Source organism: Xanthomonas protegens (assembly GCF_038442435.1).
In the GTDB taxonomy this organism is placed as follows: domain Bacteria; phylum Pseudomonadota; class Gammaproteobacteria; order Xanthomonadales; family Xanthomonadaceae; genus Xanthomonas_A; species Xanthomonas_A sontii.
In genome coordinates, this window is sequence record NZ_JAQJCQ010000002.1 from 97,672 (window position 1) to 123,238 (window position 25,567).

Genomic DNA, 25,567 nt, shown 5'->3' on the forward strand with positions numbered 1-25,567 from the left:
GGCCCGCCATGTCCGCTTCCCGATTCGCATGCGTGCGCAGCGCATGGCGCCTGGCCGCGTTGCTGTGCGTCGCCAGTGCCGCCTGTCCGGCGGTCGCATCGCCCAAGCCTGCCGCGGCACCGAACGCGGCGGAGGTTCGCCTGACGATCGTGGTGATGCGCCACGGCGTACGTGCACCGACGCAATCGCCAGAAGACCTGGCCAAGTACGGCGCGCAGCCCTGGCCGCAATGGCCGGTGCCGCCGGGCCAGCTCACGGCGCACGGCGCCGCCGGCATGCAGGCGCTGGGTGCACGCTACCGGCAGCGCTGGCTGTCCACGGCGGCACTGGCGCCGGACTGCGCCGCGTCCGGCGCGGTGGTGATCGCCGACAGCACGCCGCGCAACCACGACAGCGCGGCGGCCTTCACCAAAGGATTGCTGCCGGGATGCCAGGCGCACTACCTGGCGTTGCCGACGACGCAGAACAATCCGCTGTTCCATTTCGGCAAGGACGAGGACAAGGACGACGATGCGTCCGCGCCGCCGCTGCACCTGGACGCGGCCGTGCGCAGCCGGCTGCGCGCGCTGCAGCACGTGCTGTCCGGCTGCGCCGGTTCGGCCTGCGCCGCGCCGGGTGCGCCGCGCCTGGACGATCCGCAGCGGCTGCAGGATCCGGCGCAGGTGGCCAAGACCTTGAAGACCGCCGGCAGCTTGTCCGAGAACCTGATGCTGGAATACGCGCAGGGCCTGCCGTTGCCGCAGGTGGCGTGGGGGCGTGCCGATGCGGCGGCGCTGCAGCGGCTGGTCGGCCTGCACAACGCCTCCTTCGCCTACAGCAAGCGGGCGCTGCCGGCGGCGCGTGCCGGCGGCTCCAACCTGCTCGCGCACCTGTTGGCGACGCTGCAGGTGGCGGCCGGGCAGACCCCGGCGGTGGCGCCGCTGGCGCCGGCGGACACGCGCGCGCTGGTGCTGCTCGGCCACGACACCAACCTGGCGCACCTGGCGGGCCTGTTCGGCATCGATCCCATCGTGCGCGGCCAGCCGGACGCGTATCCGCCAGGCGGTGCGCTGCTGCTGGAGCTGGTGCGGCAGGACGGCCAGGACTTCCTGCAACTGCGCAGCGTGGTGCCTACCCTGCCGGCGCTGCGGGCCAACCGCTTCGACGGTCGCAGCCTGCGCGAGCGGCGCTGGCCGCTGCCCGGCTGCGGCGGCCGCATGCGCTGTCCGCTGGCGATCGCGCTGCCGGCGTTGCAGGCACGCCTGGATCCGCAGCGGGTCGAGGCTGCGGTGCCGTCGATGACCGAGTGGCCGGCGCAGGCGGCGCCAGTGGGCGATTAGTTGGCGCCAGCGCTTGACGGCACCGTAGGCGAGGCTGAAGCCGCGCCTACGCGTGCCACGGTGCCGGGGTAAATGCCGCCCGCCGTCACGGACCACTCAGCGCGGAAGGTCGATCATCGCGGTTCCCCCACGCGCCTGCGCCTGCGTGCGCCGCGCTCTTTGCCAGGACCCTGCCATGTCCCCGACCCACGCCGCCGCGTTGCCCGACACCATGACCGCGATCGAGATCCGCCAGCCCGGTGCGCCCGAGGTGCTGGTGCCGGTGCGCGTGCCGTTGCCGCACCCCGGGCGCGGCGAACTGCTGGTGCGGGTGGCCGCGGCCGGCGTCAACCGGCCCGACGTGATGCAGCGCCAGGGCAGCTATCCGCCGCCGCCGGGCGCCTCGCCGCTGCCGGGGCTGGAGTTCGCCGGTGAGGTGGTCGGCCTGGGCGAGGGTGTGGAGCGCTACCGGCTGGGCGACCAGGTTTGCGCGCTGGTCGCCGGCGGCGGCTATGCCGAGTACGCGGTGGTGCACGAGCGCAACGCCCTGCCGGTGCCGGCGGCGCTGAGCCTGACCGAGGCCGCGGCGGTGCCGGAAACCTTCTTCACCGTGTGGACCAACGTGTTCCAGCGCGGCCGTCTGCAGTCCGGCGAGACCTTGCTGGTGCACGGCGGTACCTCCGGCATCGGCAGCGTCGCTACGCTGCTGGGGCGGGCGTTCGGTGCGCGGGTAATCAGCACGGTGGGCTCGGCCGACAAGCGCGCCGCCAGCCTGGCGCTGGGCGCGGAGGCGGCGATCCTCTACCGCGAGGAGGACTTCGTGGCCGAGACCATGCGCCTGACCGAGGGCCGCGGCGCGGACGTGATCGTGGACCTGATCGGCGGCGACTACCTGGCGCGCAACTACCAGGCCGCGGCGCTGGACGGGCGCATCGTGCAGATCGGCATCCAGCAGGGCAAAGTGCGCGAACTGGACCTGATGCCGCTGCTGGCCAAGCGGCTGACCCATACCGGCTCGACCCTGCGTCCGCGCTCGGTGATGGAAAAGGCGGCGATCGCGCGCGAACTGGAGGAGCGGGTGTGGCCGTTGTTGGCAGAGGGTCGCATCAAGCCGCAGGTGGACCGCTGCTTCCCGCTGCAAGAGGCGGCACAGGCGCATGCGCTGATGGAGTCCAGCGCGCATATCGGCAAGATCGTGCTGGTGACTGACGCGCGGTGAACCGGGTATCGGTCGCGGCGACCCGCCTGCCGTCGTAGGAGCGGCTTCAGCCGCGACGGGGCTTTACCTGGAACGCCCGTCGCGGCTGAAGCCGTTCCTACGCGCGGTTTCGGTCGTGATGGGAGGCCACCCTCGGTCGCCCTCGAGTGCACAGGCGTTCCGCGCCCTCACAGCTGCGCCCACCGCTAGCCTTGCAGGAGCGGCTTCAGCCGCGATGGGCTTTACCGGGAACGCCCATCGCGGCTGAAGCCGCTCCTACACCCGGTTCCGGTCGTGATGAGCGGCGCGCTCGGTCGCGACAGGCAGCCGGCGCAGGCACCGGCGCGCCCATACGGCACGCGGGCCCGCGCCCGCCGCTGGCCCGGTTCAAGCACCGCGCCGTATAGTGCGCCGCACGCGCGGTGGTCCGCGCTTGCCCGTGCCGGTCCCTGCGTGCGCCTGCTGCCCCGTTCCGCGTCGTCTTCTTTCCTATTGCGTTACGTCCTGCTGCTGTTGTGGCTGTGCGCGGCGGTGGCGTCGGCCCAGCCGCAGGACGCCGCCGACGCGCCGCCGGACCCGCAGACCTTGCTGGACAACGCCGCAAAGTCGCTGAAGGACGCGCGCGGCAAGGAAGTGGATGCCGGCAACCAGACCGCCTTCCAGGACCTGGTCACGCAGGTCTCGGACGCCTCCAACGATGCGCAGACCGCGGTCGACGCCCTAGCGCCGCAGCTGGCCCAGGTGGAAGCACGCCTGCAGCAGCTCGGTCCCGCCGCCACCGGCGATTCGCCCGACATCGCCGCGCAGCGCAAGGCGCTGACGAAGCAGCGCGACGCCCTGGACTCGGGGGTCAAGCGCGGCAAGCTGATGGTGGTGGAGGCGCGGCAGCTGGCCGACGAGATCGAACGCGCGCGCGCCGAGCATTTCAGCCAGGAGCTGTCGCTGCGTTCGCCCTCGCCGCTGTCGCCGGCGCTGTGGAAGCAGATCGCCGCCGATTTCCCCGACGACCAGGCCAAGCTGCTGGCGCTGTACACCCTCGGCGTGCAGTCGCTGCAGGACGCGATCGCCGAGCATGGCAGCGGCGCGCTTGGTGTCGGCATCGCCATCGCGGTGATCCTGCTGTTCCCGCTGCGCTACCTGCTGCGCTGGCTGGGCAAGCGCTATGCGGTGTCGCGCGCGCCGGGCAGCCGCCTGCGCCGGTCGGGTCTGGCGATCTGGTTCCTGCTGCTGGGCACGTTGACCCCGGGCCTGGCCGCGCTGGCCCTGGCCGAGGCGCTGCGCAGCATCGATGCGGTGCCGGAGCGCCTGGACGCAGTGCTCAACGGCTTCGTGGTGGTCAGCTTCGCCGCGGCCTTCATGGGCTCGCTCGGCGCCAGCGTGCTGCTGCCGAACCAGCCGAGCTGGCGGCTGTTCCCGATCGACGACGCCACCGCGCGACGCCTGCGCAAGTACACCTGGGCCACCGCGGCGCTGGCCTGGCTCAGCAGCATGCTGCTGGTGATCAACCAGGCCGCGCGCACCAGCGACTCGGCCACCGTCGCCGCCGACGGCGTGATCGCGCTGGTCTACGGCGTGCTGATCCTGGCCACCCTGACCAGCCTGTCGCGGCTGCGCCGGCGCCAGTACGCCGAAGCGGCGGCGCAGGCCCTGGCAAACGCGCAACCGCCGCCGCCCGGGCAGCACGGCGGCGCGCTGGCGCTGATCGGCGTGCTGGTCAAGGTCGCGGTGGTGGTGGCGCTGCTGGCGGCGCTGCTGGGCTATCTGCACCTGGGCCTGTTCATCACCCGGCAGATCATCTGGATCACCATGATCGTCGGCGCGATCCGCCTGCTGATGACCTTCGCCGACGACTTCGCGCTGTGGCTGTTCGCCAGCGAAGGCCGCATCGGCCGCGCCGCCAATGGCGCGTTCGGGGTGCGCTCGAGCCGGCTGGAGCAGGCCGGGGTGCTGACCTCGGCGCTGCTGCGGGTGGTGCTGCTGCTGATCGGTATCGGCGCGCTGCTGATGCCGTTCGGCACCAACGTCTCGATCGTCTCGGACTGGTTCTCGCTGCTGTCCGACGGCATCCGCGTCAGCGACAAGGTGGTGCTGTACCCGGGCGCGATCGTGCGCTCGGTGCTGGTGCTGCTGCTCGGCCTGGGCGTCATGCAGTACCTGCATCGCTGGCTGACCCAGACCTACCTGCCCAAGACCGAACTGGACGACGGCTCGCGCAACTCGATCAGCACGGTGGCGCGCTATGTCGGCATCATCCTGGCGGCGTTGTGGGCGCTGGCCGCACTGGGCATCGGCCTGGAGCGGATCGCGCTGGTGGTCAGCGCGCTGTCGGTGGGCATCGGCTTCGGCCTGCAGTCGATCACCCAGAACTTCGTGTCCGGCCTGATCCTGCTCGCCGAGCGCCCGGTGAAGATCGGCGACTGGATCAAGATCGGCGACCAGGAGGGCGACGTGCGCCGGATCAGCGTGCGCGCCACCGAGATCCAGGTCGGCGACCGCTCCACCCTGATCGTCCCCAACTCCGAACTGATCACCAAGACCCTGCGCAACATGACCCTGGCCGGGCCGCTGGGCCGGGTGCAGATCCAGTTCGCCGTGTCGCTGGGCACCGACGTGACCAAGCTGCGCGCGTTGCTGCTGGAGCTGTACGCGGCGCACCCGGGGGTACTGGACGACCCGGCGCCGTCGGTGTTCATCGACTCCATCGCCAACGGCCACGTCACCCTCAACAGCTTCGCCTACGTGGCCTCGCCGCGGCTGACCTACGGCACCCGCAGCGAACTGTTCTTCGCCCTGCTGCAGCGCCTGGCCGAGGAGGGCATCGCCCTGGAGTCGCCGCAGGAAGTGAAGCTGTTGCGTCAGTAGCGGGGATTGGAGATTGGGGATTCGGGATTGGTGGAGCGCAAAGCAGGCTTGGCTGCGACCTGCCGGCGTTTCAGGTCGCGGCTGAAGCCGCTCCTACGACTCCCCAATCCCGACTCCCCAATCCCGGCTTCTAGCGCCTGCCGCGCTCCTCGCGGGCGCGGATGCGCCGGTCGAACAGCACGGCGCTGACCACGATGCCCAGGCCCAGGATCACGCCGAGCAGGAACAGCACCATCGCGATCGCCGGATAACCGAACAACTTGGTACCGGTGTCGATGCGCATCATCTGCGTGGAGGCCAGGATCAGCGCGGCGGTGACGATGCCGGCGGCGACGCGGTTGGCGATCTTCTGCAGGCTCTCCATCAGCCGCGATTCCTCCAGGCCGGCCACGCGCACCTGCAGCCGGTTCTCCGCGGCCAGGGTGAGGATGTCCGAGAGCCGGCGCGGGCCTTCGCGCAGCAACGCCTGCAGTTCCATCGCCTCGCTGGCCAGGTTGGCCGCCGACAGCGACTTCTTCAGCCGCGCGCGCATCACGTGCTGCAACTGGTCCTCGACCACCACGCGCGTGTCCAGGTGCGGCGACAGCGCGCGGCACACCGCTTCCAGGTTGAGCAGGGTCTTGCCGAGCAGGCTCAGCTCGGGCGGGGTGCGCAGGCCGTACGCGGTGGCGATGCGCACCAGGTCCAGCACCACCCGGCCTTCGGAGGTGGCGTCGTGCGCGGCGTAGCGGGCGATCATCTGCCCGGTCTCGCGCTGGTAGCGCTCCTCGTCGAAGTCCTCCAGGCGCGTGCTCAGCGCGATGGTTTCCTCGGCCACTTCCTCGCCGCGGCCATCGACCGCCGCGAACAGCAGCTTGAGCAGGCGCTCGCGCAGCTTCGGCGGCACGTGCGCGACCATGCCCAGGTCGAAGATCGCCAGGCGCCCGTCGGCGAGCACGCGCAGGTTGCCCGGATGCGGATCGGCGTGGATCTCGCCGTGCACGAACATCTGGTCCAGGTAGCCGCGCACCAGCGCCGCGGCCAGGTCGTCCATCGGCTGCTCGGTGCGGCGCAGCCCGGAGATCTTGTCCACGCGCACGCCTTCGGCCAGTTGCATGGTCAGCACGCGGCGGCTGCACAGGTCCCACACCGGCTGCGGCACCCACAGCTGCGGGAACGGCCTCAGGTGCTCGCCGAAGCGCGCCAGGTTCTCGGCCTCGGCTTCGTAGTTCAGTTCGGCCAGCAGCGCCTTGCCGAACTCGGCCAGCCAGTCGGCGAAGCGGATGCGCCGGCCCAGCCCGGTCAGCTTGTCGGCGGCATTGGCGAAGCTGCGCAGCACCTCCAGGTCCGAGCGCACCTGTGCGGCGACCTCGGGCTTCTGCACCTTGATCGCCACCGGGGTGCCGTCGCGCAGCGCGGCGCGGTGCACCTGCGCCAGCGAGGCGCTGCCCAGCGGGGTGTCGTCGAAGGCGGAGAACGCCTTGTTGATGCCGACGCCGAGCTCGGCCTCGACGATCTCGCGGATGCGTTCGCTCGGAATCGGCGCGGTGTTCTCCTGCATGCGCTCCAGCGCGGTGGCGAACTCCGGCGGCACCACGTCCGGGCGCGTGGACAGCATCTGCCCGAGCTTGACGAAGGTGGGGCCCAGCGCCTCCAGGTCGGTGACGAACTGTTCCGGCGTGCCTTCCGGCGGCAGCTCGTGCTCGCCCTGGGCAGTCTCCATGTCCATGCCGGAAAACACCCCGGAGCTGCGGTAGCGCAGCAGCAGGCGCAGGATCTGGGTACGGCGGCTGAGGCCGCCGATCACGTGCGGTGCGTCCGCAGCGTCGGGCGTCGCGCTCAAGGTGGGCTCCGGGCAAGGATGGGCGCGATCGAGTGTGGCGACGGCCGGGTCGTCGCGCGGTGAATCCTGCTGCGCGCATCGCCCGTGCGCCGCTGCCGGGAGGGGAGGGGGCGACGATGGTCGCTGACTGTGCGACAGGCGCGATCCCGCGCCGTGGGCGCCACGCAGATGGTCTGCCGTCGTCGGCGCGACGCCCGGCGCTGACGCTGGCGTCCTGGTCATGGTGATGCGTCGTATCCTGCAGCGTTGCGATAGCGAGGGTCGGAGGAAGCGGAATGCGGTGGAGTGAACGGGCGGGATCGCTCGGGGCGCGGCGGTGCTCCCGCTTGCGGCGCGGTCGTCGGTGCGATGCGCCGGAGACCGTGCCATGGCACGGCGCGCTGCGCGCACAGGCAAGCGGTGTCGGCATGGCCGTGGCCCGATGAGCCGACGTCGGCTCGCGCTGCTGGCGGCGGTGGTGGTGCTGGCGCTGGCGCTGATGGTCATGGCCTGGTTGGGCGACGACGGGGCCGGCGTCGCCGCCGAGGTGCGCAGCGCCCTGCGGGCCTTCGCGCGCGCGCTGTTCTGAGGCCACAGGCGGTCGGCCGCCCCTGTTCCGGTGCCGCGGCCCGGCTTACCCTGGGCGCTCCCCGTCACCTGCCCGGAGCGCTGCCATGTCCGTCGTTGTTTTGCCCGCCGTCCGTCGTGCCGCTGTCCTTGCCGCGTGCGCGCTGCTGGCGGTGCTGCTGTCGGCGAATGCGACCGCCGCGGCTGCGCCTCAGCGCTATGCCGGCGAGGATTTCGACGCCAAGGCCTTCGCCGCCAGCAAGCGCCGCAGCTACGCGCTGCAGGACTTTTCCGACCGCTACCGCGCAACGCTTGAAGTGGAGGACAACGACGGAGTGTTCCGTCCCGGCATCGTGCGCGTGTTTGACCGCGGCAACGCCACGCCGCTGCTCGAAGTGGCCTCGCCGGAGCTGGTAGTGGACACCGATGCGAAGAGCGGCAAGGTCAAGGCCAACGTGCACGAACTGCCGTACGGCGAGCAGAGCGTGCTGATCTACGCCGACTTCAATTTCGACGGGATCAAGGACCTGGCGGTGATGGACGGGCAGAACAGCTGCTATCACGGCCCGTCCTATCAGGTGTACCTGGGCACCGCCGACGGCTTCGAGGCCAGCCCTGGTTTCACCGAGCTGGCGCAGAGCAACTGCGGCCTGTTTCAGGTGGATGCCAAGGCCCGCGAGATCCAAACCATGACCAAGGATGGCTGTTGCTGGCACCAGTACGCGACGTATTCGGTACGCGACGGCGCGCCGCTGCTGGAGCGCGAGGTGGTGGAGGATGCGCGCAGCGAGGGGCCGGGCCTGGCGCAGGAGACGGTGTACCGCGACCGTGCCGGCAAGCGCGTGGCCGACACCCACTACCTGTGGGACGAGCAGGGCGGCACCACCGCGGGCGAGCGCAAGATCCTGCTCGAGTTTCGCCTGGCGCCGGCCGGCAAGCGCATCGTGGTGTTCGCCAATGTCGGCGACGGCGGCAGCAGCAAGCCGTTCTATGCGGCGATCGGCGCGCAGCAGCGGGTGGACCTGCTGTATCCGGATGCCGAACGTGAAGCCATGGACTACGACGCCGATGGCCACGTGCTCAGCTTCGCGCGTGGCGACACCACCTACCGCATCGTCGGCAACGCGCAGGGCGTGCCGCAGCGCATGGAGGTGGTGGTGCGCGGCAAGGCCCAGCCGCTGGCGCTGCAGCCCGGCTCGGTGCATGGCTCGCTGCAGGCGGTGGCGCAGGTGCTGGAGGCTGAGTCGGCGGAGTAGTGGGCGACGGGGCGTTGCTCCGAAGCAGCTGGCGATTCCGGCTTGCGCGCGTCGGGACTGAAGTCCCTCCCACAGTGCGCCCGGACAGCCCATTGCAGCCCCGATGGCGCCATCCGTAGAAGCGGCTTCAGCCGCGAAGGGCGTGACTGGTGAAGCCTGTCGCGGCTGAAGCCGCTCCTACAACGAGGGGGGCACGGTCACCGATTCCTTGTTGCATTGCATGTGGCGTTGCCTACGTGTGCGGCGACTACGCCACGCATGAGGTGTGGGGCTCGTCGTAGGAGCGGCTTCAGCCGCGACAGGCGGTCCCGATAACGCCTGCCGTCCCGGGTGACACAGGCCTGCCTTGAACCGCGTTGGCCACATGACCGGCCGCCTCTCACCGCCACGCCGCGAACGCCCGCGCCACCGCTTCGGCACCGGGGTCGATCACGCCGCGCAGTGCGTCCGCGGGTACCGCGGCGGCACGGCCGGCGCCGGCGCGGGTGAGCTGGGCGGTGGCATCGGCGCCTGCGCGGGCGGCGCGCGCGGCGGCCTCCACGTCGGCGCCCTGTGCCAGGGCGTCCAGTGCCGGCAGCAGCGCATCAAGCAGGGTGCGGTCGCCGCGTTGCGCGCCGCCGTAGTGCTGCATCCGCGCCACGCCGGCCTGCAGCGCCTGCACCCAGTCACGTCCGTCCGCCAGCGCACCGGCGGCGGTGGTGAACAGGATCGACAGCAGCACGCCGCTGGAACCGCCCATGCTGTGTTCGATCGTCGCCGCCAGGCCGCGCGCCAGTGCCGCGGCGTCGCCGGTGGCCAGCGCATCGGTGTCCAGCGCCTGCTGCAGGGCGCGCGCGCCGGCGGCGAAGGTGCTGCCGGCGTCTCCATCGCCGCTGCGCGCATCCAGCGCGTCCAGCTCGGCCTGCGCGGCGATCAGCGCTTGCGCCACCCGGCCCAAGGCCGCTGCGCACCGCGCATCGCGCGCGCCATCGCGGTGGCTGTCGTCGCGCTTCAATGCCGGCGCAAAGGTCTGCACCGCATGCGGCACACGCACGCCGGGCCAGCCCAGGGTCTGCACCGGTGCCTGCAGCGCGGCCAGCACGTCGGCATCGGCCGGGCCGAGGGTGATCGAGAAGCCGTGCATGTCCATCGAGGTCATTAGCGCCGCCGGCACCGGCATCAGCGCGACTCGCGCGACGCCGATGCGCTGCAGCGCCAGCCGCGTCAGCACGCCCAGTTCCTGCGTCGAGCAGCCGCCGAGATCGTTGAGCATCAGCACCAGCGGCGCGTCGGCGCCGAGGCGGGCATCGGCCTGCGCCAGCAGCGGGTCCAGCACCAGCGCCAGCGCCTCTTCCACCGTGCCCGGCTGCACCGGTCGCGCCCCCGGCTCGTTGTGGATGCCCAGCCCCAGTTCCGGTGCGCGACGGCCGACGTGCTGGCCGGGCACGCTGCAACTGGACAGCGCCATGCCCAGCGACAGCAGGCGGTCGGCGAAGGCCTGGCCGCGCTGCGCCAGTTCGGCCAGCGGCACGCCCTCGCGCGCCAGGTGGCCCACGTACTTGTGCACCAGCACCGTGCCGGCGATGCCGCGTGGCTGCGCGGCGTCGGGCAGGGCGATGTCGTCGGCGACCAGCACGCTGGCCACGTCGATGCCTTCGGCGCAGGCGCGCTCGGCGGCCAGGCCGAAATTGAGCCGGTCGCCGGTGTAGTTCTTGATCACCAGCAGCACGCCGGGCGCGTCGGCGCAGGCGCGGATCGCCGCCAGCACCGCCTCCACGCCGGGCGAGGCGAACAGGTCGCCGGCGATCGCGCCGCTGAGCATGCCCGGGCCGACAAAGCCGGCATGCGCCGGTTCGTGCCCGGCGCCACCGCCGGACAGCACCGCGACCTGGCGCGGATCGCGCGCGGCCTGCAGCACGATGCGGGTGCCGCTGCCGGTCTCCGAGAGCAGCAGCGGTTGCAGCACGGCCGCGGCCGCGAGGACGTCGTCGACGATGGCGCGGGGGGCGGTGAGGAACTGGTCCATGCGGGTGTCCTGTGCAGGCCGTGCGGCGGTGTGGCGCACGATAGCCGGGCCGGCGTTACGCGCGCTTGAGGCCGGCCTGCTCACGCACCTGGTCGGCGGAATCGGCGAGAATCGCCGCTCACCCCGAATGGAATCCCCGCATGGCCGGCGCCAGCCTGTTCACCCTGCTCGACGACATCGCCACCCTGCTCGACGACGTGTCGCTGCTGACCAAGGTCGCGGCCAAGAAGACCGCCGGCGTGCTCGGCGACGACCTGGCGCTGAATGCGCAGCAGGTGACCGGGGTGAACGCCGACCGCGAACTGCCGGTGGTGTGGGCGGTGGCCAAGGGCTCGCTGTTGAACAAGGCGATCCTGGTGCCGGCGGCGCTGGCGATCAGCGCCTGGCTGCCGTGGGCGATCACCCCGCTGATGATGATCGGTGGCGCGTTCCTGTGCTTCGAGGGCGTGGAGAAGCTGGCGCACCGCTTCCTGCATTCGAAGGAGGAGGATGCGGAACGTCACGCGCAGCAGGTGCAGGCGCTGGCCGACCAGCAGGTGGACGTGGTCGCGCTGGAGAAGGACAAGGTCAAGGGCGCGATCCGCACCGACTTCATCCTCTCGGCGGAGATCATCGTGCTGTCGCTGGGCGTGGTCGCCGGCGTACCGTTCGTGCAGCAGCTCGCGGTGCTGGTGGCGATCGCGCTGGCGATGACCGCCGGCGTCTACGGGCTGGTCGCCGGCATCGTCAAGCTCGACGACCTGGGCCTGTACCTGAGCCGCAAGGGTGCTGCCGCGGCGACGATCGGTCGCGGCATCCTGTGGCTGGCGCCGTGGCTGATGCGCACGCTGTCGATCGCCGGCACCGCGGCGATGTTCCTGGTCGGCGGCGGCATCCTGGTGCACAGCATCGGCCCGCTGCACCACGCCATCCAGGCCATCGCCCCGACCGGCGGCATGGGCAGCCTGGTGCTTGCCCTGGGCAATGCGGTGGTGGGAATCGTGGCCGGTGCCGTGGTGCTGGCGGTGGTATTGGGCGTGCAGAAGGTGCGGCATAGGGATTAGGGATTGGAGAGTCGGGATTCGCAACAGCGACGCGCACCCCCGCTTTTGCGAATCCCCAATCCCGACTCTCCAATCCCGAAACACCGACTCCCCAATCCCGCGCCGGCAAAGCCGGCGCTAGTCGGCCGACACCACCCGATTCTTGCCGGCCTTCTTGGCCTCGTACAGCGCACGGTCGGCGCGGCGGATCAGCGCGTCCTGCGCTTCGCCGGGCTGGCGCAGGGCGACGCCGGCGCTGAAGCTGACGAATACGCGCTGGTCTTCGTGCACCACCGCGCGCTGCGCCAGGGCGCGCTGCACCCGGGTCACCGCTGCGCTGGCCTCGAAGATCGTGCAGTCCGGCATCAGCAGCACGAACTCCTCGCCACCGAAGCGGGCGATGGCATCGCTGGCGCGTAAGGTGGTACGCGCCACCTCCACCACGTGGCGCAGCGCGCTGTCGCCGCCGGGGTGGCCGAAGGTTTCGTTGAGCTGGCGGAAATCGTCCAGGTCCAGCATCGCCACGCACAGTGGCTGCGCGCTGCGCTCGGTGCGCACCAGTTCGCGCACGAACAGGTCGTCCAGGCCACGGCGGTTGAGCGCGCCGGTGAGCTGGTCGACCCGGACCAGGCCGCTGACGTCCTGCAGCTCCTGCTCCAGGCGCAGGATGCGCTGTTCGGCCGCGTCCACTTCCTGGCGCGCCGCGATCAGGTGGTCGCGCGCCCGTAGCGCCTGCTCCTGGACGTGGCTGGTGTCCTGCAGCACTTCCTGCAGAAGGCGGTTGAGGTCGGCGATGCTGCGCGCGTCGCGGATGGTCTGCGAGTAGTCGGCGATGCGGTCGTGGAATTCGCCGGTGCTGGCGGCCATCCCGTCCAGGTCCGCGACGAAGCTCAGCATCAGATCCTTCATCGCCTCCTTGGATTCGGCGATGCCCCGCTTGAGCAGGCCCTGCTTGTAGATCACCTCGCGCAGGCTGCCGCGCGCCTCCTCGATCGAGTAGCGGTCCAGCGGCCCGGCGATGAGGTCGCGCACCACCGCGATCTGGCCCTGCAGCCAACTGGTGTCGTCGAGCAGTTCGCCGACGTTCTCCAGCAGCAGGTCGAACAGGCTCAGCAACAGCGCCTGTTGCTCCTGGCTGTCGTTGGCGCGCAACGCGATCTGGTGGCACAGCTCGCGCACCTGCTGCGCCACCGGCTCCAGCGGTTGCCCGGGACGCCATTGACGCAGCGCCTCGCCGCTGGCCTCGGCCTCGCCGGCGAGCTCGGGCAGGGTGTGCAGCAACGCCGCGAGCGCGCCGGCCACGGTCTGCCGCAGCAGGTCGCGCAGGCGCTCGCTGTCGCTGGGCCCGGCCAGCGGGTCGTCGACGTCGATGGTGCGGATGTACTTGTCGATCAGCTGGCGCAACGCGCGGCCGTAACTGGGCCAGTCGCCGCTGCTCGCCGCCGACTGCAGGCGCCGGCCCATGTCGCCCAGTTCGCCGTGCAGCGAGGCCATGCCGTCGGCGAAGGCGCCGAGCAGGCCCTGCGGCTCGTGCGCCTGCTGGAACAGGCGGATCAGCGCGGCGGTGGCCGCAGCCGGATCGGTGGCCGCCTCCGCGGGCGTCGCCGCAGGGCCGTGCGCGTGCCCATGGCCGTGCCCCTTCGCGCGCGCCGGCAGCCCCGCAGCCGTTGTCGGCGCGGGATCACGCCGACGTGGCGACAGCAGCTTGCGCAGTCCGCTGATCGGCGGCTCGTCGCGTTGATCCGACATGCCAGCCGGCTCCTCCCCAAGGTCAAGGCGCCGCCCATGCTGGCGCTCAGGAACTGGATATCGGCGCTGGCGGCGCGCGCTTGAGCCGGCGGGCGGCGGCTCTGTGAAGCGCACTCCATGGCTGTCGCACCCTCACGTGGTCCCTCCGTACGGCCGCCTTTCCTTCTCCCACCGGGACCATGGCCCCCTTTTCGGGGGAAGGTGCCCCGAAGGGGCGGATGAGGGGGCGAGCTGCGGGGAGATGTTTAGGGAAGAAAACTCCGCGGCTGCCGTACCCTCACCCCCAACCCCTCTCCCGGTGGGAGAGGGGAGCAACGTGGTCCCTCGGCGCCGGTGCCTTTCCTTCTCCCTCCGGGAGAAGGTGCCCCGAAGGGGCGGATGAGGGTGCGAGTTGCTGGGGAGGTGTCTGGGGAAGAAAGCTTCGCGGCGGTCGCACCCTCACCCCCAGCCCCTCTCCCGGAGGGAGAGGGGCGCGTGTGCCGCGGCGCTGTGCAGAACGCGCCCGACGCTGGCACTCTGGCGGGCGCGCCTGGCGCCGACGCGCACACTTCCTCGGAGACTGAGCATGGCCGATCCCCGCGAACCGCTGCTGCATCCCGTTCCGATCCTGTCCCTGCGCCCCACGCAGATGACCGTGGGCATGCGCGAGGTGAAGGAGAAGCGCAAGCGCTGGCGCGCGCACGCGTCGAAGCACAAGCAGGCCGAGCTGCTCGGCAAGCACATGATCCCGGTGGTGCTGGGACCGGACGGCCGCTACTACGTGGTCGATCACCACCATCTGGCCCGGGCGCTGCACGACGAAGGGGTGGAGGACATCCTGGTCACGGTGATCGCCGACCTCAGCATGGTCGACAAGGCCGCGCTGTGGAGCGTGCTGGATCATCGCCGCTGGGCCTATCCCTACGACGCCAAGGGCGAGCGCCGCCCGTTCAAGGACATGCCCACGTCGATCGCCGATCTGAAGGACGATCCCTACCGCAGCCTCGCCGGCGAGGTGCGCCGCGCCGGCGGCTACGCCAAGGACACCACGCCGTTCAGCGAGTTCCTGTGGGCCGACCTGTTCCGCCGCCGGCTGCGGCGCCGCGACGTCAAGGAGGATTTCGCCCGTTCCATGGAGACCGCGCTCGCGCTCGCCAAGAGCAAGGAGGCGAGTTACTTGCCGGGCTGGTGCGGGCCCTTGTCCGACGACTGATCCGGCGTGGCGTCATGCATCGGCCTGCCGCCCAGAAGCGCGTGCAGGGCGCGTTCGACGCGGCCGCCGAACAGCAGGATGACGAAGGCGATGGCCAGCGACACGGCCACGATCTGCCACTGGCCGGCGCCGCACATGATGCCGACGCAGGCGGTGAGCCAGACGCAGGCGGCGCTGGTCAGGCCATGCACCCGCACATGTTTCTGGGTGTGATAGATGACGCCGGCGCCGAGGAAACCGATGCCGGTCAGGATGCCCTGGATGACGCGGCTGCCGGCATCGGTGAAGCCGCCCTTGCCGAGCGGGTCGGCCAGCAGCACCACCATCGCGGTGGCCAGGCCTACCAGGCCCAGCGTGCGGATGCCGATCGGCTTGCCGTGCAGGTCGCGGTTCAACCCGATCGCCGCACCGGCGAGGGCGGCGATCCCTAGGCGCACGGCGATCTCGGACAGGTCGGTCAAGGCAGGTCTCCCGGTGGGTGTGTCGCCGCAGGCGGCCGGCCCATCATAGGCAGCCCGGCCACGGGCGCTGCGTGCATGCCGTGGGCCGGCCTCAGAGCGCGGCGCGGACGTCGTCCAGGCTGGGCGGGTTGGCGCCGGCGCGGGTGCAGTTGATCGCCGCGGCAGCCACGCAGAACTGCAGCAGGCGCTCCAGCGCGGCCGGCTCGCTGCCCAGCGCCGCCAGTGCGGCCGGATCGGGCAACTGCTGCAGCAGCGCCGCCTGGAAGCTGTCGCCGGCGCCGACCGTATCGACCACCTGCACCACGCGGCCGGGCACGCGCGCTTCGCTGTCGCCGCGCCACGCCACCGCGCCGTCGCTGCCGAGGGTCATCACCACCAGCGACGGCCCCTGCTGCAGCCAGCTGCGGGCGATGGCGAACGGATCCTGCTGCGGATACAGCAGCTCGATGTCCTCCTGGCTGACCTTGACCACGTGCGCCAGCGCGATCCAGCGCGCCAGCCGCGCGCGCCACACCGCCATGTCCGGCTCCACCGTCGGCCGCACGTTCGGGTCCAGCGAGATCAGCCGTTGCCCGCGCTCGCGCTCGGCCAGTGCCTGGAAGGTGCTGGCGGTGGTCTCGGCGACCAGGGTGTAGGAACCGAAATGCAGGCCGCCGACGCGCGCGTCCAGCGCCGGCAGGTCGGCCTCGGTCAGCGCGCGATCGGCGCAGCCGGTGCCGTAGAAGGCGTAGTTGGGCACGCCGCCGGCGTCGAGCGCGACCATCACCAGGGTGGTGGCCTCGCGCTTGTCGATGCAGTAGTCCAGGGCGACGCCCTCGCCTTCGAGGGTGGCGCGCAGCTGGCGGCCGAGCGGATCGGTGGACAGGCCGGTGAACAGCGCCGACGGCGCGCCCAGACGGGCCAGGCCGATGGCCACGTTGAACGGCGAACCGCCCTGGCGCGCGGTCATCCCGACCGAGGTGCCGGCGTAGCCGTCGATGAAGATGTCGTACAAGGCCTCTCCGCACACCACGAACATCGAACCGCTCCTCGTCAGGTTGCAGCGCGCCGGCCGGCGCGATGGGGCGGCTATTGTGGCGTACCTGCTGCGGCGCGGCGACCGGGTGGGGTGGAGGGGGAGCATGGTGGGTTTGGGTGTCTTGGCATGTGGGTGCCCGGCTGGCGCCCGTCCCCTTATCTGGCGGGGATGCCTGGCTGGCGGCCGTCCCCTTTTGTAGGGAGATGCCTGGCTGGCACCCGTACCCTCATCCGCCCCTGCGGGGCACCTTCTCCCCGTGGGAGAAGGGAAAAGCCAAAGCCCCTCTCCCCCCGGGAGAGGGGTTGGGGTGAGGGTACGAGCGCGCAGCGCCTCATGGATCCTGGAGGCGAGCGGCCGGCGCTGTGCTGGCGCGCTTGGCTGCATGCGGGCGTTTAAGAGCGATGCCTGGCTGGCGCCCGTACCCTCATCCGCCCCTGCGGGGCACCTTCCCCGAAAAGGGGGCCATGGTCCCGGTGGGAGAAGGGAGCAGCCAAAGCCCCTCTCCCGTCGGGAGAGGGGTTGGGGTGAGGGTACGGGCGCGGAGCGCCTCATGGACCGCACACCCCGCCCACAACGCCTTGCCGCCGCCCCTGCGATAGTCGCCACCTCTCCCCGCCAGCCTCCAAGGACGCCCCATGAACATCCTGCTCGCCGGCGCCACCGGCCTGGTCGGTGGCCATGCGCTGCGCCAGTTGCTGGCCGCCCCTGCCTGCAGCGCGGTGATCGCGCCGACCCGGCGCGCGCTGGCGCTGGTCCATCCGAAGCTGCTCAACCCGGTGCTCGACTTCGACGCGCTGCCGGCGCAGGCGCCGTGGTGGCAGGTGCAGGCGGCGATCTGCGCGCTCGGCACCACGATGCGCCAGGCCGGCTCGCGCGAGGCGTTCCGCCGGGTCGACCACGACTATCCGCTGGCGATCGCGCGGCTGCTGCGCGAGCACGGCGCAGCGGCGTTCGCGCTCAACTCGGCGCTGGGGGCGGATCCGCAGTCATGGGCCTTCTACAACCGGGTCAAGGGCGAGTTGGAACACGACCTGCGCGCGCTCGGCTTTCCGTCGCTGACCCTGGTGCGGCCAGGCCTGATCGGCGGCGAGCGTGCGCAGCGACGCCGCGGCGAGCATGCCGCCAGCGTGGTGTTGCGTGCGCTCGGGCCGCTGCTGCCGCGGCGCTACCGGATCAATCCGGCCGAACGCATCGCCGCGGCGCTGGTCGCGGCCGCGCTGCAGCCGCGACCGGGCGTGCAGGTCGTCGATGCGGCGCAGTTGGTTTAGGGGCCGGGATTGGGGAGTGGGGATTCGGGATTGGAGCGGCGTGCGCGAGTCCGCAGCATTGCCCGCCAACGCACGTTTAGGCGACTTCTCTGCGGGGTCGTCTGTGGCGTGACGCCGGCGCCAGGCCACATCACAGCTGCATCGCGTGCCGCCCACGCTCGCCGCAGCGCGCTCGCGCGCACTGGACGCGGCCGCACACCGAGCCTCCTCAGGCGCCCAGCGACTGCCCGCCGTCCACCGCCAGCACCTGGCCGGTGATCCAGCGTGCCTGCGGCGAGGCCAGGAACAGCGCCGCGTTGGCGACATCGTCGATCGCGCCGAAGGCGCCGAACGGAATGCTGGCGCGGATCTGCCGATACAGCTCGGGCTGCTGCTGGCGGCGCTGCTCCCACAGGCCGCCGGGGAACTCGATGGAACCGGGTGCGATCGCATTGACCCGGATCCGCTCGCGCGCCAGCTGCGTCGCCAGCGTGGTCGTGTAGTAGTTCAGCGCCGCCTTCGCCGCCGAGTACGCCGGCACCCGCGGCGTCGGGCGCAGGCCGTTGATCGAACTGATGTTGAGGATGCAGCCACGACCGCTGGCGCGCAGCTGCGGCAGCGCGGCGCGGTTGCAGCGCACCGCGGCCATCAGGTCGATGTCGAAGCCGGCCTGCCAGCTCGCATCGTCGTCGCCATGGCCGTAGCCGGAGGCGTTGTTGACCATCACGTCGATGCCACCCAGTGCGTCCGCGGCCTGCGCCACCCAGGTCTGGATCTGCGCGGCGTCGGCCAGGTCGCAGGACTGCGCCGCGACCGGGTGGCCGTGGCGCTGCAACTGCGCAGCGGCGTCGGCCAGCGGCGCGGGACTGCGCGCGCAGATCGCCACGGCGGCGCCATGGCGGGCGAAGGCATCGGCGATCGCCAGGCCGATCCCGCGGCTGGCGCCGGCGACGAGCACGCGGTATCCCGCGAAAGCGGACGGATCGGTCATCGGTGGCTCCTGCGTGCCGTGGGGCGTGCGCCGATTATCCGCGCAATCCGCAGCGCGTGGCCGCTTCTGGCACCATGGCGGCCGTCGTACGCGCCGTCCGTCGGTGCGCCCGCCGCGCCGTCGCCCTGCGATGACCGCCGCATTCCCTTTCCAGGATTTCCCGCAGTGAAGAAGACCTACCGGCTCCGCATCGAAGGCAAGCATCCCGACCGCCTGCTCGACGCCGCCAAGCACGACATCCGCAAGTACATCCGCCGCGAGCGCCGCAAGACCTTGCCGGCCGGTGCGGACTACTGGGATTTCGACACCCTGTTCGGCACCGAGGAAGCCACCGCCGCGGTGCTGCCGCCGGCCGAGCTGCTGCGTGCGGTCGACGCGCTGGTCGCCGCCGGCGGCGAGCAGTTCTACGTGGAAATCCGCAGCCGCGCGTGTACGCGGCCGCCGCGGGCCAAGGGTGGCCAGGACGAAAGCGAGCACGATCCCTTCGAGGACTGAGCGCGATCCGGCGCGCCTGTCGCGCCGGGGGTGGCGCCGTGGCAGCGACGTGCGACGCCACGCCACTGCCCGCGCCCTCTGGCATTGCCGCTGCGCTTGCCGCGGTGCGCCAGGCGTTTCTGGCCGGATGGCCGACTGCGGCACGCGTTGGCGCGACGCTCCTGGCGTTTTTGGTCGGATCCGTCCGACAAGCCCGCGTAGCATGGCGACGCGGCCGTCCTGATGTTCTGGCCGGAAACGTGCCTGATCTCGGCACACGTCTGTGTGGCGACGGATGCCGCAGCAAAGCGTGGCGCAGCCCACGCGGCGCCGCTCAGGCGCTCGCGGGCGGCTCCTCGTCCTGCGCACGCGCCGCGCGCAGCCGGTCCTTCTTGCTCGGTCGCTTGCCCTTGATGCCGCCGGTGGAAGCGGTCGCCTCCGTGGACGGTGCGGCGGCCGGTACCGGCGCAGGCGTGGGCTCGAAACCGGGAATGCGTTCGCGCGGGACGCACACGCCTTGCCGCTTTTCGATCAGGCGCAGGTGCGCCGCGCTGGCCGCGTCGACGAAGCTCAGCGCCTGGCCCTCGGCGCCGGCGCGCGCGCTGCGGCCGATGCGATGGGTGTAGTCCGCGGTGGACCGCGGCAGGTCGTAATTCACCACCACCGGCAGCGCGGTGATGTCGATGCCGCGCGCGGCCAGGTCGGTGGTCACCAGCACGCGCACCTGCTGCTGGCGGAACGCCTCCAGGGTGCGCAGGCGCCGCCCTTGTGCGAGGTCGCCGTGCAGCGGCTGTGCGGCGATGCCGGCCTTGGCCAGCGCCGTGGCGACCTGCTCGGCGCTGCGCCGGCTGGCGACGAACACCAGTGCGCGTGGCCACGCTTCCTGTTCCAGCAGATGCTGCAGCAAGGCCAGGCGACGCCCGTCGTCGACCTCGATGGCGCGCTGGCGCAGCGTCGCCGGGATCGGCGCGGCGTCGGCGGCGCCGCCGATCCGCCGCGGCGCGCGCAGCAGGTGCGTGGCCAGCGCCGCGATCGGGGCCGGCAGGGTGGCCGAGAACAGCAGGGTCTGCCGCGTCTGCGGCAGCAACTGCAGCAGCCGCTCCAGCTCGGCGCCGAAGCCCAGGTCGAGCAGGCGGTCGGCCTCGTCCAGCACCAGGTGCGCCACCGCGTCCAGTTGCAGCGCGCGCTGCGCCAGCAGGTCGAGCAGGCGCCCGGGCGTGGCCACCACTACGTCGGCGCCGCCGCGCAGCGCCAGCATCTGCGGATTGATCGAGACGCCGCCGACCGCCACCACCACCCGCGGCCGCCGCGGCAATTCCAGGCCCAGCGCGACGAAGGTATCGGCGACCTGCACCGCCAGTTCGCGGGTCGGCACCAGCACCAGCACACGGGTGGAGCGCGCCGGCCTGGCCGCCTGCGCGCAGGCCTGCAGCAGCGGCAACGCGAACGCCGCGGTCTTGCCGGAACCGGTCTGCGCCATGGCCAGCACATCGTGGCCGGCGACGATCAGCGGCACAGCCTGCTGCTGGATCGGCGTGGGCGTCTGCCAGCCGGCGCGCGCGAGCGCGGCGGCGAAGGCGGGATACAGCGCGGGCGACAGACCGAGGGAAGCGAACGGCATCGGGAGGGGCAGCGAAGGTGAGACTGGACAGTATCGCCGACCCGGCGCACGCGCGGCTTCCGTCGTGACGCGTCTGGCGATCGCGCGTCGCGGCTGAAGCCGCTCCCACAAGGGCTTGCGGCGAACTCGCCGGATGCACTGTGGGAGGGACTTCAGTCCCGACGCATTGCGGCATCGGAAAGCACACCGCTTCGCCCGTCGCGGCTGAAGCCGCTCCTACAAGGGCTTGCCGCGAACTCGCCGGGTGCATTGTGGGAGGGACTTCAGTCCCGACGCATTGCGCCATCGGAAAACACGCCGCTTCGTCCGTCGCGGCTGAAGCCGCTCCTACAAGGGCTTGCCGCGAGCTTGCCGGGTGCACTGTGGGAGAGACTTCAGTCCCGACGCATTGCGGCATCGGAAAGCACGCCGCTTCGTCTGTCGCGGCTGAAGCCGCTCCTACATTGGCTTGCGGCGAGCTCGCCGGGTGCACTGTGGGAGGGACTTCAGTCCCGACGCATTGCGGCATCGGAAAGCACACCGCTTCGCCCATCGCGGCTGAAGCCGCTCCTACAAGGGCTTGCGGCGAGCTCGCCGGGTGCACCGTGGGAGGGACTTCAGTCCCGACGCATTGCGCCATCGAAAAAACGCCGCTTCGCTCGTCGCGGCTGATCCCGAAAAGGGGACAAGCGCCGCTCCTGCGCGACGATCGGCGAGAGCAGCTGTTGCCAATCCCCAATCCCCAATCCCCAATCCCGATTCCTGCAACGCACGGCCATCCGCGCGGATGGCCGTGCGCGAGTGGGCGCGTTACTGCGGGCAGCTCACCCCGACCGCGGCGAAGGCATTGCGCACCGCGGTCACCGAACGGCTCAGGTCGCTGGCTGCGGTCTGCACGCCGCAGGCGCCGCTGTTGAAGCTGGTGCTGGGCGTCCAGTACAACTGGTTGGCGCGGGCGAACACTTCGAAGGCGCTGCGCGTGTTCCAGCCGGAGGTGGTGGCCAGGGTGTAGAACGCCTTGTTGTAGACACCCGAGGAGTAATGCACGTCCAGGCCGCTGCGGTAGTTGGCGGCGTTGTCGATCGAATTGCCGTCCTGGGTCGGGGTGGCCATGTAGCGCAGCGCACCGTTGGCCTTGAAGATCTCGGTGCCGACCTTGAAGTCGTTCGTGCCCTTGAGGTAGTACTCGGTGGCCTCGCCGGCCATGTCCGAGAACGCTTCGTTGATGCCGCCGGACTGGCCGGAGTAGGTGAGGTTGGAATGCTGCTCGGTGAAGCCGTGCGAGACCTCGTGGCCGGCGACGTCGGCGCTGACCAGCGGATAGAACCGCGTGTTGCCGTCGCCGAAGTTCATCGTCGAGCCGTTCCAGAACGCGTTCTCGTAGCGCGTGCCGTAATGCACGCGCATCACCAGCTGGAAGGTCAGTGGCGCCACGCCGACGTAGCTGCGGTACATCTTCTCGATCACGCCGCCGAAGTAGTGCGCGTCGTTGATCGGCGAGTAGGCGCCGTTGATGGCCTTGTAGGTGTTGCGCGGGCAGGTGAACTGGTACGCGGTGGTGCCGGAGCTGCCGCCGTTGAGGTTCACCGACTTGACGTTGCTGTTCTGCATGCGGCAGTTGTTGTCCACCTCCAGGAAGCCGTGGATGCTGTCGCTGCCGTACTCGTACTGGCCGGTCTTGGCGTTGCCGCCGGGGCCGGTGGCGTCGCGCGTGGTCAGGGCGTCCCACTGCTTGAGGATGGCGCCGCTGCGCGCATCCACGATGACGAACGGCCGGCTCGGCGCGCCGCCCTGCGGCGCATCGGCGAAGAACGACACCACGTAGGCCAGGTGCGCGCGGTCGCTGTCGTCGAGATAGATCATCTGCGGCGCCTGCGCGCGTTCGATGCGGCGCTCGGCCTGCGCGGCGCCCAGCGCGACGCGCTGCGCCAGCAGCAACGCACGGTCGGCCGTCAGCGTGGCGCTGGGGGCATTGGCGGCAGTCGCCGGCAACTCGCTGGCCAGCCCGGCCACCGAGCGGCCGAACAGGCTGCGCACGCTGCCGTCGGCGCGCTCGCTGACGATCACTTGCTCGCCCCACACCGGAATGCCGCGGAAGGTCTGCTGGTAGCGGCGGTGCACGGTGCCGTCGGCATCTTCGCTGCTGCCGAGCAACGTGAGCGCGGACTCGGCGTCCAGCCCGATCAGTTCGGCGTGACGCACCGCGGCCGCGGCCGGAATGCCGCCCACGCGCGCGGCGGCGCTGCGGTACTGGGTACCGAGCGTGTCCGGATTCTTGGCGTGCAGATCCACGCGTTGTGCGGCGCTGGCGGAGGTGGCGGCGAGCGCAATCAGCAGGGAGGGCAGCAGCACCGACGGACGATGACGACGTGGCAGAGTCATGAGCGGAATCCTCGAACGCAAGAAGGAAGGGCGCGCCGTCGCGGCAGCGGAGCGGCCGTGGCGCGATGCGTGGCATGACGTTCAGGGCAGTGCGGCCGATCGGCGCAGTGCCTCCCCCTGTGCAGCGACCATAACGGCGGCGCTGCGTCGCGTGGTAGACAGGTTGCGTTCAGAATTTTGTGTCTACCGAATGCGCGCTGCACGTCGGTGTGGTGCGGGATGCGTCGTCGTGGAAGATCGGTGTGTGCTATCCGCGCATGACGCCTGAAACCTGGACGTTGCCATGCGCGCGATGCAATGCCGCTCCGTGCAGCGAGGCGTCGAAGCGGCCGATAGCGGCAATCCCAGATCGCCCCGTAATGCGTGGTCGTTGCACTGTGGGAGGGGCTTCAGCCCCGACGCGCTGTGCCGGAATTGCTCGGGGAATCATTACGCGATTTTTAGAAGGTCGCCGAGAACATGCCCCGTGTAAGTGATCTCCGGGGCATCCGCTGCAAACGTGCTTGAGCCCATAGCTTTTTTGTTCGTCGCGTCGGGACTGAAGTCCCTCCCACAATGGTAGTGCTTCCCACCAGGCTCGTGCATCTGCTGCGGCAGGGGCAGCAGATGCACGGCCTGTGTCAGGCAGATCGGCTGATCTGTACGGTGGGCGCTGCTCAGCCCGGCAGCCCCAGGTCGTCGATCATCGCGCGCAGGAAGCGCGCCGCTTCGCCGCCGGTGCAGGCGCGGTGGTCGAAGCTCAGCGACAGCGGCAGGATCTTGTGCGTCTCCACGCCGCCCATCACCGGTACCAGTTGGTGGCGGGCGCGACCGGCGGCGACGATGGCCACGCACGGCGGCACCACGATCGGCGTGGCGTAGCGGCCGGCGAACATGCCGAAGTTGGAGAGCGAGATCGTGTAGCCGCTCAGCTCCGAGGCCGGAATGCTGCGCGCCTCCACCTGCTGGCGCAGGCGGTTGATGCCTTCGCGCACGCCGCGTGCATCGAGCATGTCGGCGTTGCGCAGGGCCGGCACGAACAGGCCGTCGTCGGTGTCCACGGCGATGCCGATGTCCACGTGCGCGTGCAGGGTGCGGGTCAGCGCCTCGCCGTCGAACCAGGCGTTGAGCGCCGGCACCGCTTGGCAGGCGGCGACGATCGCGCGCACCAGGCGCCCGGTGGTGTCGTTGCCCGGCGTCCATGCGTGCAGGTCGGCATCGTCGTTGAGCGTGGTCAGCACCACCTGGCGCTGCGCCTCGGCCATCACCCGCGCCATATTGCGGCGCACGCCCTTCAGCGGCTCGGGCTGGCCCTGCACGGCCACGCCCGGCGGCTGCGTGCGCATCGGCTTGCCGGCGGCGGAAAGCGGGGTGCGCGCGGGCGCGGCGTGGGATGTGCGGGCTGGCGCAGGAGCGGCTTCAGCCGCGACGGCAGCACGGCGTGGGGGCGCGGCTGAAGCCGCTCCTACGACGGCGCCGGCCTTCGCCGAACCATCGGCCGCGGCCTGCTTGACATCGGCCAGGGTGACTGCGCCGTCGGCGCCGCTGGCGCGCACGCGGCCCAGGTCCACGCCCAGCTTCTTGGCCAGGGCGCGTACCGCCGGCATCGCGCGCACGCCGCCGACCGACACGGCCTGCTCGCTGTGCACGGTGTTGGAGCTCTGCATCGCACCGACCACGGTGCCGGCATCGTCGCGCTCGCCCGTGGCCTGCGCGTTGTCGGCGTCGTGCAGTTCGCCGCCGTCGTCGGAGGCGACCACGCGGTCGTCGGCCGCGGCGGTTTCGGCGCCGGCACCCTTGCCGGACGCGGCCGGTGCCGCGCCGCCGTGGTGATGGCCGGTGTCCTGGCCTTCGGCGCGCTGCGGCAGGGTCGGGTCGGGCGCGAATTGCGCCAGCATGCTGCCGGTGACGACGATGTCGCCCGGCGCGCCGGCCAGCTTCAGCACCTTGCCGGAGACAGGCGAGGGCACTTCGACCACCGCCTTGGCGGTTTCCATCGACACCAGCGGCTCGTCCAGCCGGATGGTGTCGCCTTCCTTGACGAACCACTCGACGATGGTGGCGTCGGGCAGGCCTTCGCCTAGGTCGGGCAGATTGAAATTCTTGGTTTGGCTCATGTGGTCTCTTCCAGCAGTTCCAGGTCGCGTGCCGGCAGCCAGCCCTGCGTGCCGTCGGCGCGCTCGGCCCACCACCAGTCGCCGTATTCGTGATGCAGGACGACGGTGTCGCCCTGCGCGGCATCGAGTTCGCGCGCGTCGTAGTCGCGCATCGCCACGGCATGGCCGTCGCCGGTCGGCTGCAGCCAGGCCAGCGGCGCCCAGCCGGCGCTGCCGGCGGCGCCGGTGATCCAGACGAACGCCGGCCACTCCTCGTCGCGCACGCCCAGCGCGACCCGCTCGCCGGCGGCGATGCGGATCGGATGCGGATAGGCGGCGCGGTAATCGCTGATCAAACGTGCCTGCATA

At 71.2% G+C, this 25,567-nt stretch carries 19 protein-coding genes; 9 read left to right on the plus strand and 10 right to left on the minus strand.

All coding sequences use genetic code 11. The features are described from left to right. Positions 1-8 precede the first annotated feature (8 nt). The 3 genes from PIQ37_RS04260 to PIQ37_RS04270 all read left to right on the plus strand — a co-directional run bounded on the left by PIQ37_RS04260 (position 9) and on the right by PIQ37_RS04270 (position 5,358). Entirely contained in the window at positions 9-1,319 is a 1,311-nt protein-coding gene (locus tag PIQ37_RS04260) for a histidine-type phosphatase (RefSeq protein WP_342072495.1), read from the plus strand. Between the two features lie 175 nt (positions 1,320-1,494). Continuing rightward, positions 1,495-2,517 carry an NAD(P)H-quinone oxidoreductase gene (locus PIQ37_RS04265; RefSeq protein WP_267097832.1) on the plus strand — a complete coding sequence of 341 codons (1,023 nt, stop codon included), beginning with the start codon at positions 1,495-1,497 and terminating at the stop codon, positions 2,515-2,517. A 471-nt stretch (positions 2,518-2,988) separates the two neighbouring features. Beyond that, entirely contained in the window at positions 2,989-5,358 is a 2,370-nt protein-coding gene (locus PIQ37_RS04270) for a DUF3772 domain-containing protein (RefSeq protein ID WP_342072496.1), read from the plus strand. A gap of 130 nt (positions 5,359-5,488) precedes the next feature. On the opposite strand, the gene PIQ37_RS04275 is transcribed toward PIQ37_RS04270, so the two are convergent. Then, positions 5,489-7,180 carry an ABC1 kinase family protein gene (locus PIQ37_RS04275; protein ID WP_342072497.1) on the minus strand — a complete coding sequence of 564 codons (1,692 nt, stop codon included), beginning with the start codon at positions 7,178-7,180 and terminating at the stop codon, positions 5,489-5,491. A 421-nt stretch (positions 7,181-7,601) separates the two neighbouring features. Here PIQ37_RS04275 and PIQ37_RS04280 point away from each other — a divergent pair, with 421 nt between their 5' ends. Further along, positions 7,602-7,748 carry a hypothetical protein gene (locus PIQ37_RS04280; protein ID WP_342072498.1) on the plus strand — a complete coding sequence of 49 codons (147 nt, stop codon included), beginning with the start codon at positions 7,602-7,604 and terminating at the stop codon, positions 7,746-7,748. An 85-nt stretch (positions 7,749-7,833) separates the two neighbouring features. Beyond that, complete coding sequence (locus PIQ37_RS04285; RefSeq protein ID WP_342072499.1) at positions 7,834-8,982, plus strand: XAC2610-related protein; 1,149 nt, start codon at positions 7,834-7,836, stop codon at positions 8,980-8,982. 379 nt (positions 8,983-9,361) lie between these two features. Here the strand turns inward: PIQ37_RS04285 and PIQ37_RS04290 are convergent, their stop codons facing one another. Continuing rightward, positions 9,362-10,987 (minus strand): dihydroxyacetone kinase subunit DhaK, encoded by a 1,626-nt coding sequence (locus PIQ37_RS04290; protein WP_342072500.1) that lies wholly within the window; start codon positions 10,985-10,987, stop codon positions 9,362-9,364. Between the two features lie 140 nt (positions 10,988-11,127). On the opposite strand from PIQ37_RS04290, the gene PIQ37_RS04295 reads away from it, so the two are divergent. Beyond that, entirely contained in the window at positions 11,128-12,030 is a 903-nt protein-coding gene (locus PIQ37_RS04295) for a DUF808 domain-containing protein (protein WP_342072501.1), read from the plus strand. Positions 12,031-12,147: 117 nt separating this feature from the next. Here the strand turns inward: PIQ37_RS04295 and PIQ37_RS04300 are convergent, their stop codons facing one another. Continuing rightward, positions 12,148-13,758, minus strand: a complete 1,611-nt coding sequence (locus PIQ37_RS04300; protein ID WP_342072502.1) for a diguanylate cyclase — start codon at positions 13,756-13,758, stop codon at positions 12,148-12,150. Between the two features lie 565 nt (positions 13,759-14,323). Here PIQ37_RS04300 and PIQ37_RS04305 point away from each other — a divergent pair. Further along, complete coding sequence (locus PIQ37_RS04305) at positions 14,324-14,950, plus strand: ParB-like protein (protein WP_017907902.1); 627 nt, start codon at positions 14,324-14,326, stop codon at positions 14,948-14,950. Here the strand turns inward: PIQ37_RS04305 and PIQ37_RS04310 are convergent. Both PIQ37_RS04310 and PIQ37_RS04315 read right to left on the minus strand, forming a co-directional pair. After that, positions 14,911-15,411 (minus strand): MgtC/SapB family protein, encoded by a 501-nt coding sequence (locus tag PIQ37_RS04310; RefSeq protein ID WP_342072503.1) that lies wholly within the window; start codon positions 15,409-15,411, stop codon positions 14,911-14,913. The two genes, PIQ37_RS04305 and PIQ37_RS04310, sit on opposite strands and share 40 nt — an antisense overlap. Positions 15,412-15,502: 91 nt before the next feature. Then, positions 15,503-16,429, minus strand: a complete 927-nt coding sequence (locus PIQ37_RS04315) for a carbohydrate kinase family protein (RefSeq protein WP_342072504.1) — start codon at positions 16,427-16,429, stop codon at positions 15,503-15,505. Positions 16,430-17,064: 635 nt separating this feature from the next. Here PIQ37_RS04315 and PIQ37_RS04320 point away from each other — a divergent pair. After that, positions 17,065-17,697, plus strand: a complete 633-nt coding sequence (locus PIQ37_RS04320; protein WP_342072505.1) for a Rossmann-fold NAD(P)-binding domain-containing protein — start codon at positions 17,065-17,067, stop codon at positions 17,695-17,697. A 208-nt stretch (positions 17,698-17,905) separates the two neighbouring features. Here PIQ37_RS04320 and PIQ37_RS04325 read toward each other — a convergent pair whose 3' ends face one another. Beyond that, on the minus strand, positions 17,906-18,667 hold the full coding sequence (locus PIQ37_RS04325; RefSeq protein WP_342072506.1) for an SDR family NAD(P)-dependent oxidoreductase: 762 nt from the start codon (positions 18,665-18,667) through the stop codon (positions 17,906-17,908). 165 nt (positions 18,668-18,832) lie between these two features. On the opposite strand from PIQ37_RS04325, the gene PIQ37_RS04330 reads away from it, so the two are divergent. Then, the gene (locus PIQ37_RS04330; RefSeq protein ID WP_017909718.1) at positions 18,833-19,162 is read left to right on the plus strand and encodes a DUF6172 family protein; all 330 of its coding nucleotides are present in this window, start codon (positions 18,833-18,835) and stop codon (positions 19,160-19,162) included. A gap of 313 nt (positions 19,163-19,475) precedes the next feature. Here PIQ37_RS04330 and PIQ37_RS04335 read toward each other — a convergent pair whose 3' ends face one another. The 4 genes from PIQ37_RS04335 to PIQ37_RS04350 form a co-directional block, all read right to left on the minus strand. Further along, on the minus strand, positions 19,476-20,762 hold the full coding sequence (locus PIQ37_RS04335) for a DEAD/DEAH box helicase (RefSeq protein ID WP_342072507.1): 1,287 nt from the start codon (positions 20,760-20,762) through the stop codon (positions 19,476-19,478). A 789-nt stretch (positions 20,763-21,551) separates the two neighbouring features. Then, positions 21,552-23,123, minus strand: coding sequence for a M4 family metallopeptidase (locus PIQ37_RS04340; RefSeq protein ID WP_342072508.1), 1,572 nt, complete (start codon positions 23,121-23,123; stop codon positions 21,552-21,554). A 656-nt stretch (positions 23,124-23,779) separates the two neighbouring features. Next, positions 23,780-25,219 carry a dihydrolipoamide acetyltransferase family protein gene (locus tag PIQ37_RS04345; RefSeq protein WP_342072509.1) on the minus strand — a complete coding sequence of 480 codons (1,440 nt, stop codon included), beginning with the start codon at positions 25,217-25,219 and terminating at the stop codon, positions 23,780-23,782. Continuing rightward, entirely contained in the window at positions 25,216-25,566 is a 351-nt protein-coding gene (locus PIQ37_RS04350) for an SH3 domain-containing protein (protein ID WP_152236758.1), read from the minus strand. The genes PIQ37_RS04345 and PIQ37_RS04350 overlap by 4 nt, the downstream gene beginning before the upstream one ends. Between the last annotated feature and the right edge of the window lies 1 nt (position 25,567).

Coding starts and splice junctions, on each gene's coding strand:
- PIQ37_RS04260 (WP_342072495.1), top strand. CDS start 9: ATGTCCGCTTCCCGATTCGCATGCGTGCGCAGCGCATGGCGCCTGGCC.
- PIQ37_RS04265 (WP_267097832.1), top strand. CDS start 1,495: ATGTCCCCGACCCACGCCGCCGCGTTGCCCGACACCATGACCGCGATC.
- PIQ37_RS04280 (WP_342072498.1), top strand. CDS start 7,602: ATGAGCCGACGTCGGCTCGCGCTGCTGGCGGCGGTGGTGGTGCTGGCG.
- PIQ37_RS04285 (WP_342072499.1), top strand. CDS start 7,834: ATGTCCGTCGTTGTTTTGCCCGCCGTCCGTCGTGCCGCTGTCCTTGCC.
- PIQ37_RS04290 (WP_342072500.1), bottom strand. CDS start 10,987: ATGGACCAGTTCCTCACCGCCCCCCGCGCCATCGTCGACGACGTCCTC.
- PIQ37_RS04295 (WP_342072501.1), top strand. CDS start 11,128: ATGGCCGGCGCCAGCCTGTTCACCCTGCTCGACGACATCGCCACCCTG.
- PIQ37_RS04300 (WP_342072502.1), bottom strand. CDS start 13,758: ATGTCGGATCAACGCGACGAGCCGCCGATCAGCGGACTGCGCAAGCTG.
- PIQ37_RS04305 (WP_017907902.1), top strand. CDS start 14,324: ATGGCCGATCCCCGCGAACCGCTGCTGCATCCCGTTCCGATCCTGTCC.
- PIQ37_RS04315 (WP_342072504.1), bottom strand. CDS start 16,429: ATGTTCGTGGTGTGCGGAGAGGCCTTGTACGACATCTTCATCGACGGC.
- PIQ37_RS04320 (WP_342072505.1), top strand. CDS start 17,065: ATGAACATCCTGCTCGCCGGCGCCACCGGCCTGGTCGGTGGCCATGCG.
- PIQ37_RS04325 (WP_342072506.1), bottom strand. CDS start 18,667: ATGACCGATCCGTCCGCTTTCGCGGGATACCGCGTGCTCGTCGCCGGC.
- PIQ37_RS04335 (WP_342072507.1), bottom strand. CDS start 20,762: ATGCCGTTCGCTTCCCTCGGTCTGTCGCCCGCGCTGTATCCCGCCTTC.
- PIQ37_RS04340 (WP_342072508.1), bottom strand. CDS start 23,123: ATGACTCTGCCACGTCGTCATCGTCCGTCGGTGCTGCTGCCCTCCCTG.
- PIQ37_RS04345 (WP_342072509.1), bottom strand. CDS start 25,219: ATGAGCCAAACCAAGAATTTCAATCTGCCCGACCTAGGCGAAGGCCTG.
- PIQ37_RS04350 (WP_152236758.1), bottom strand. CDS start 25,566: ATGCAGGCACGTTTGATCAGCGATTACCGCGCCGCCTATCCGCATCCG.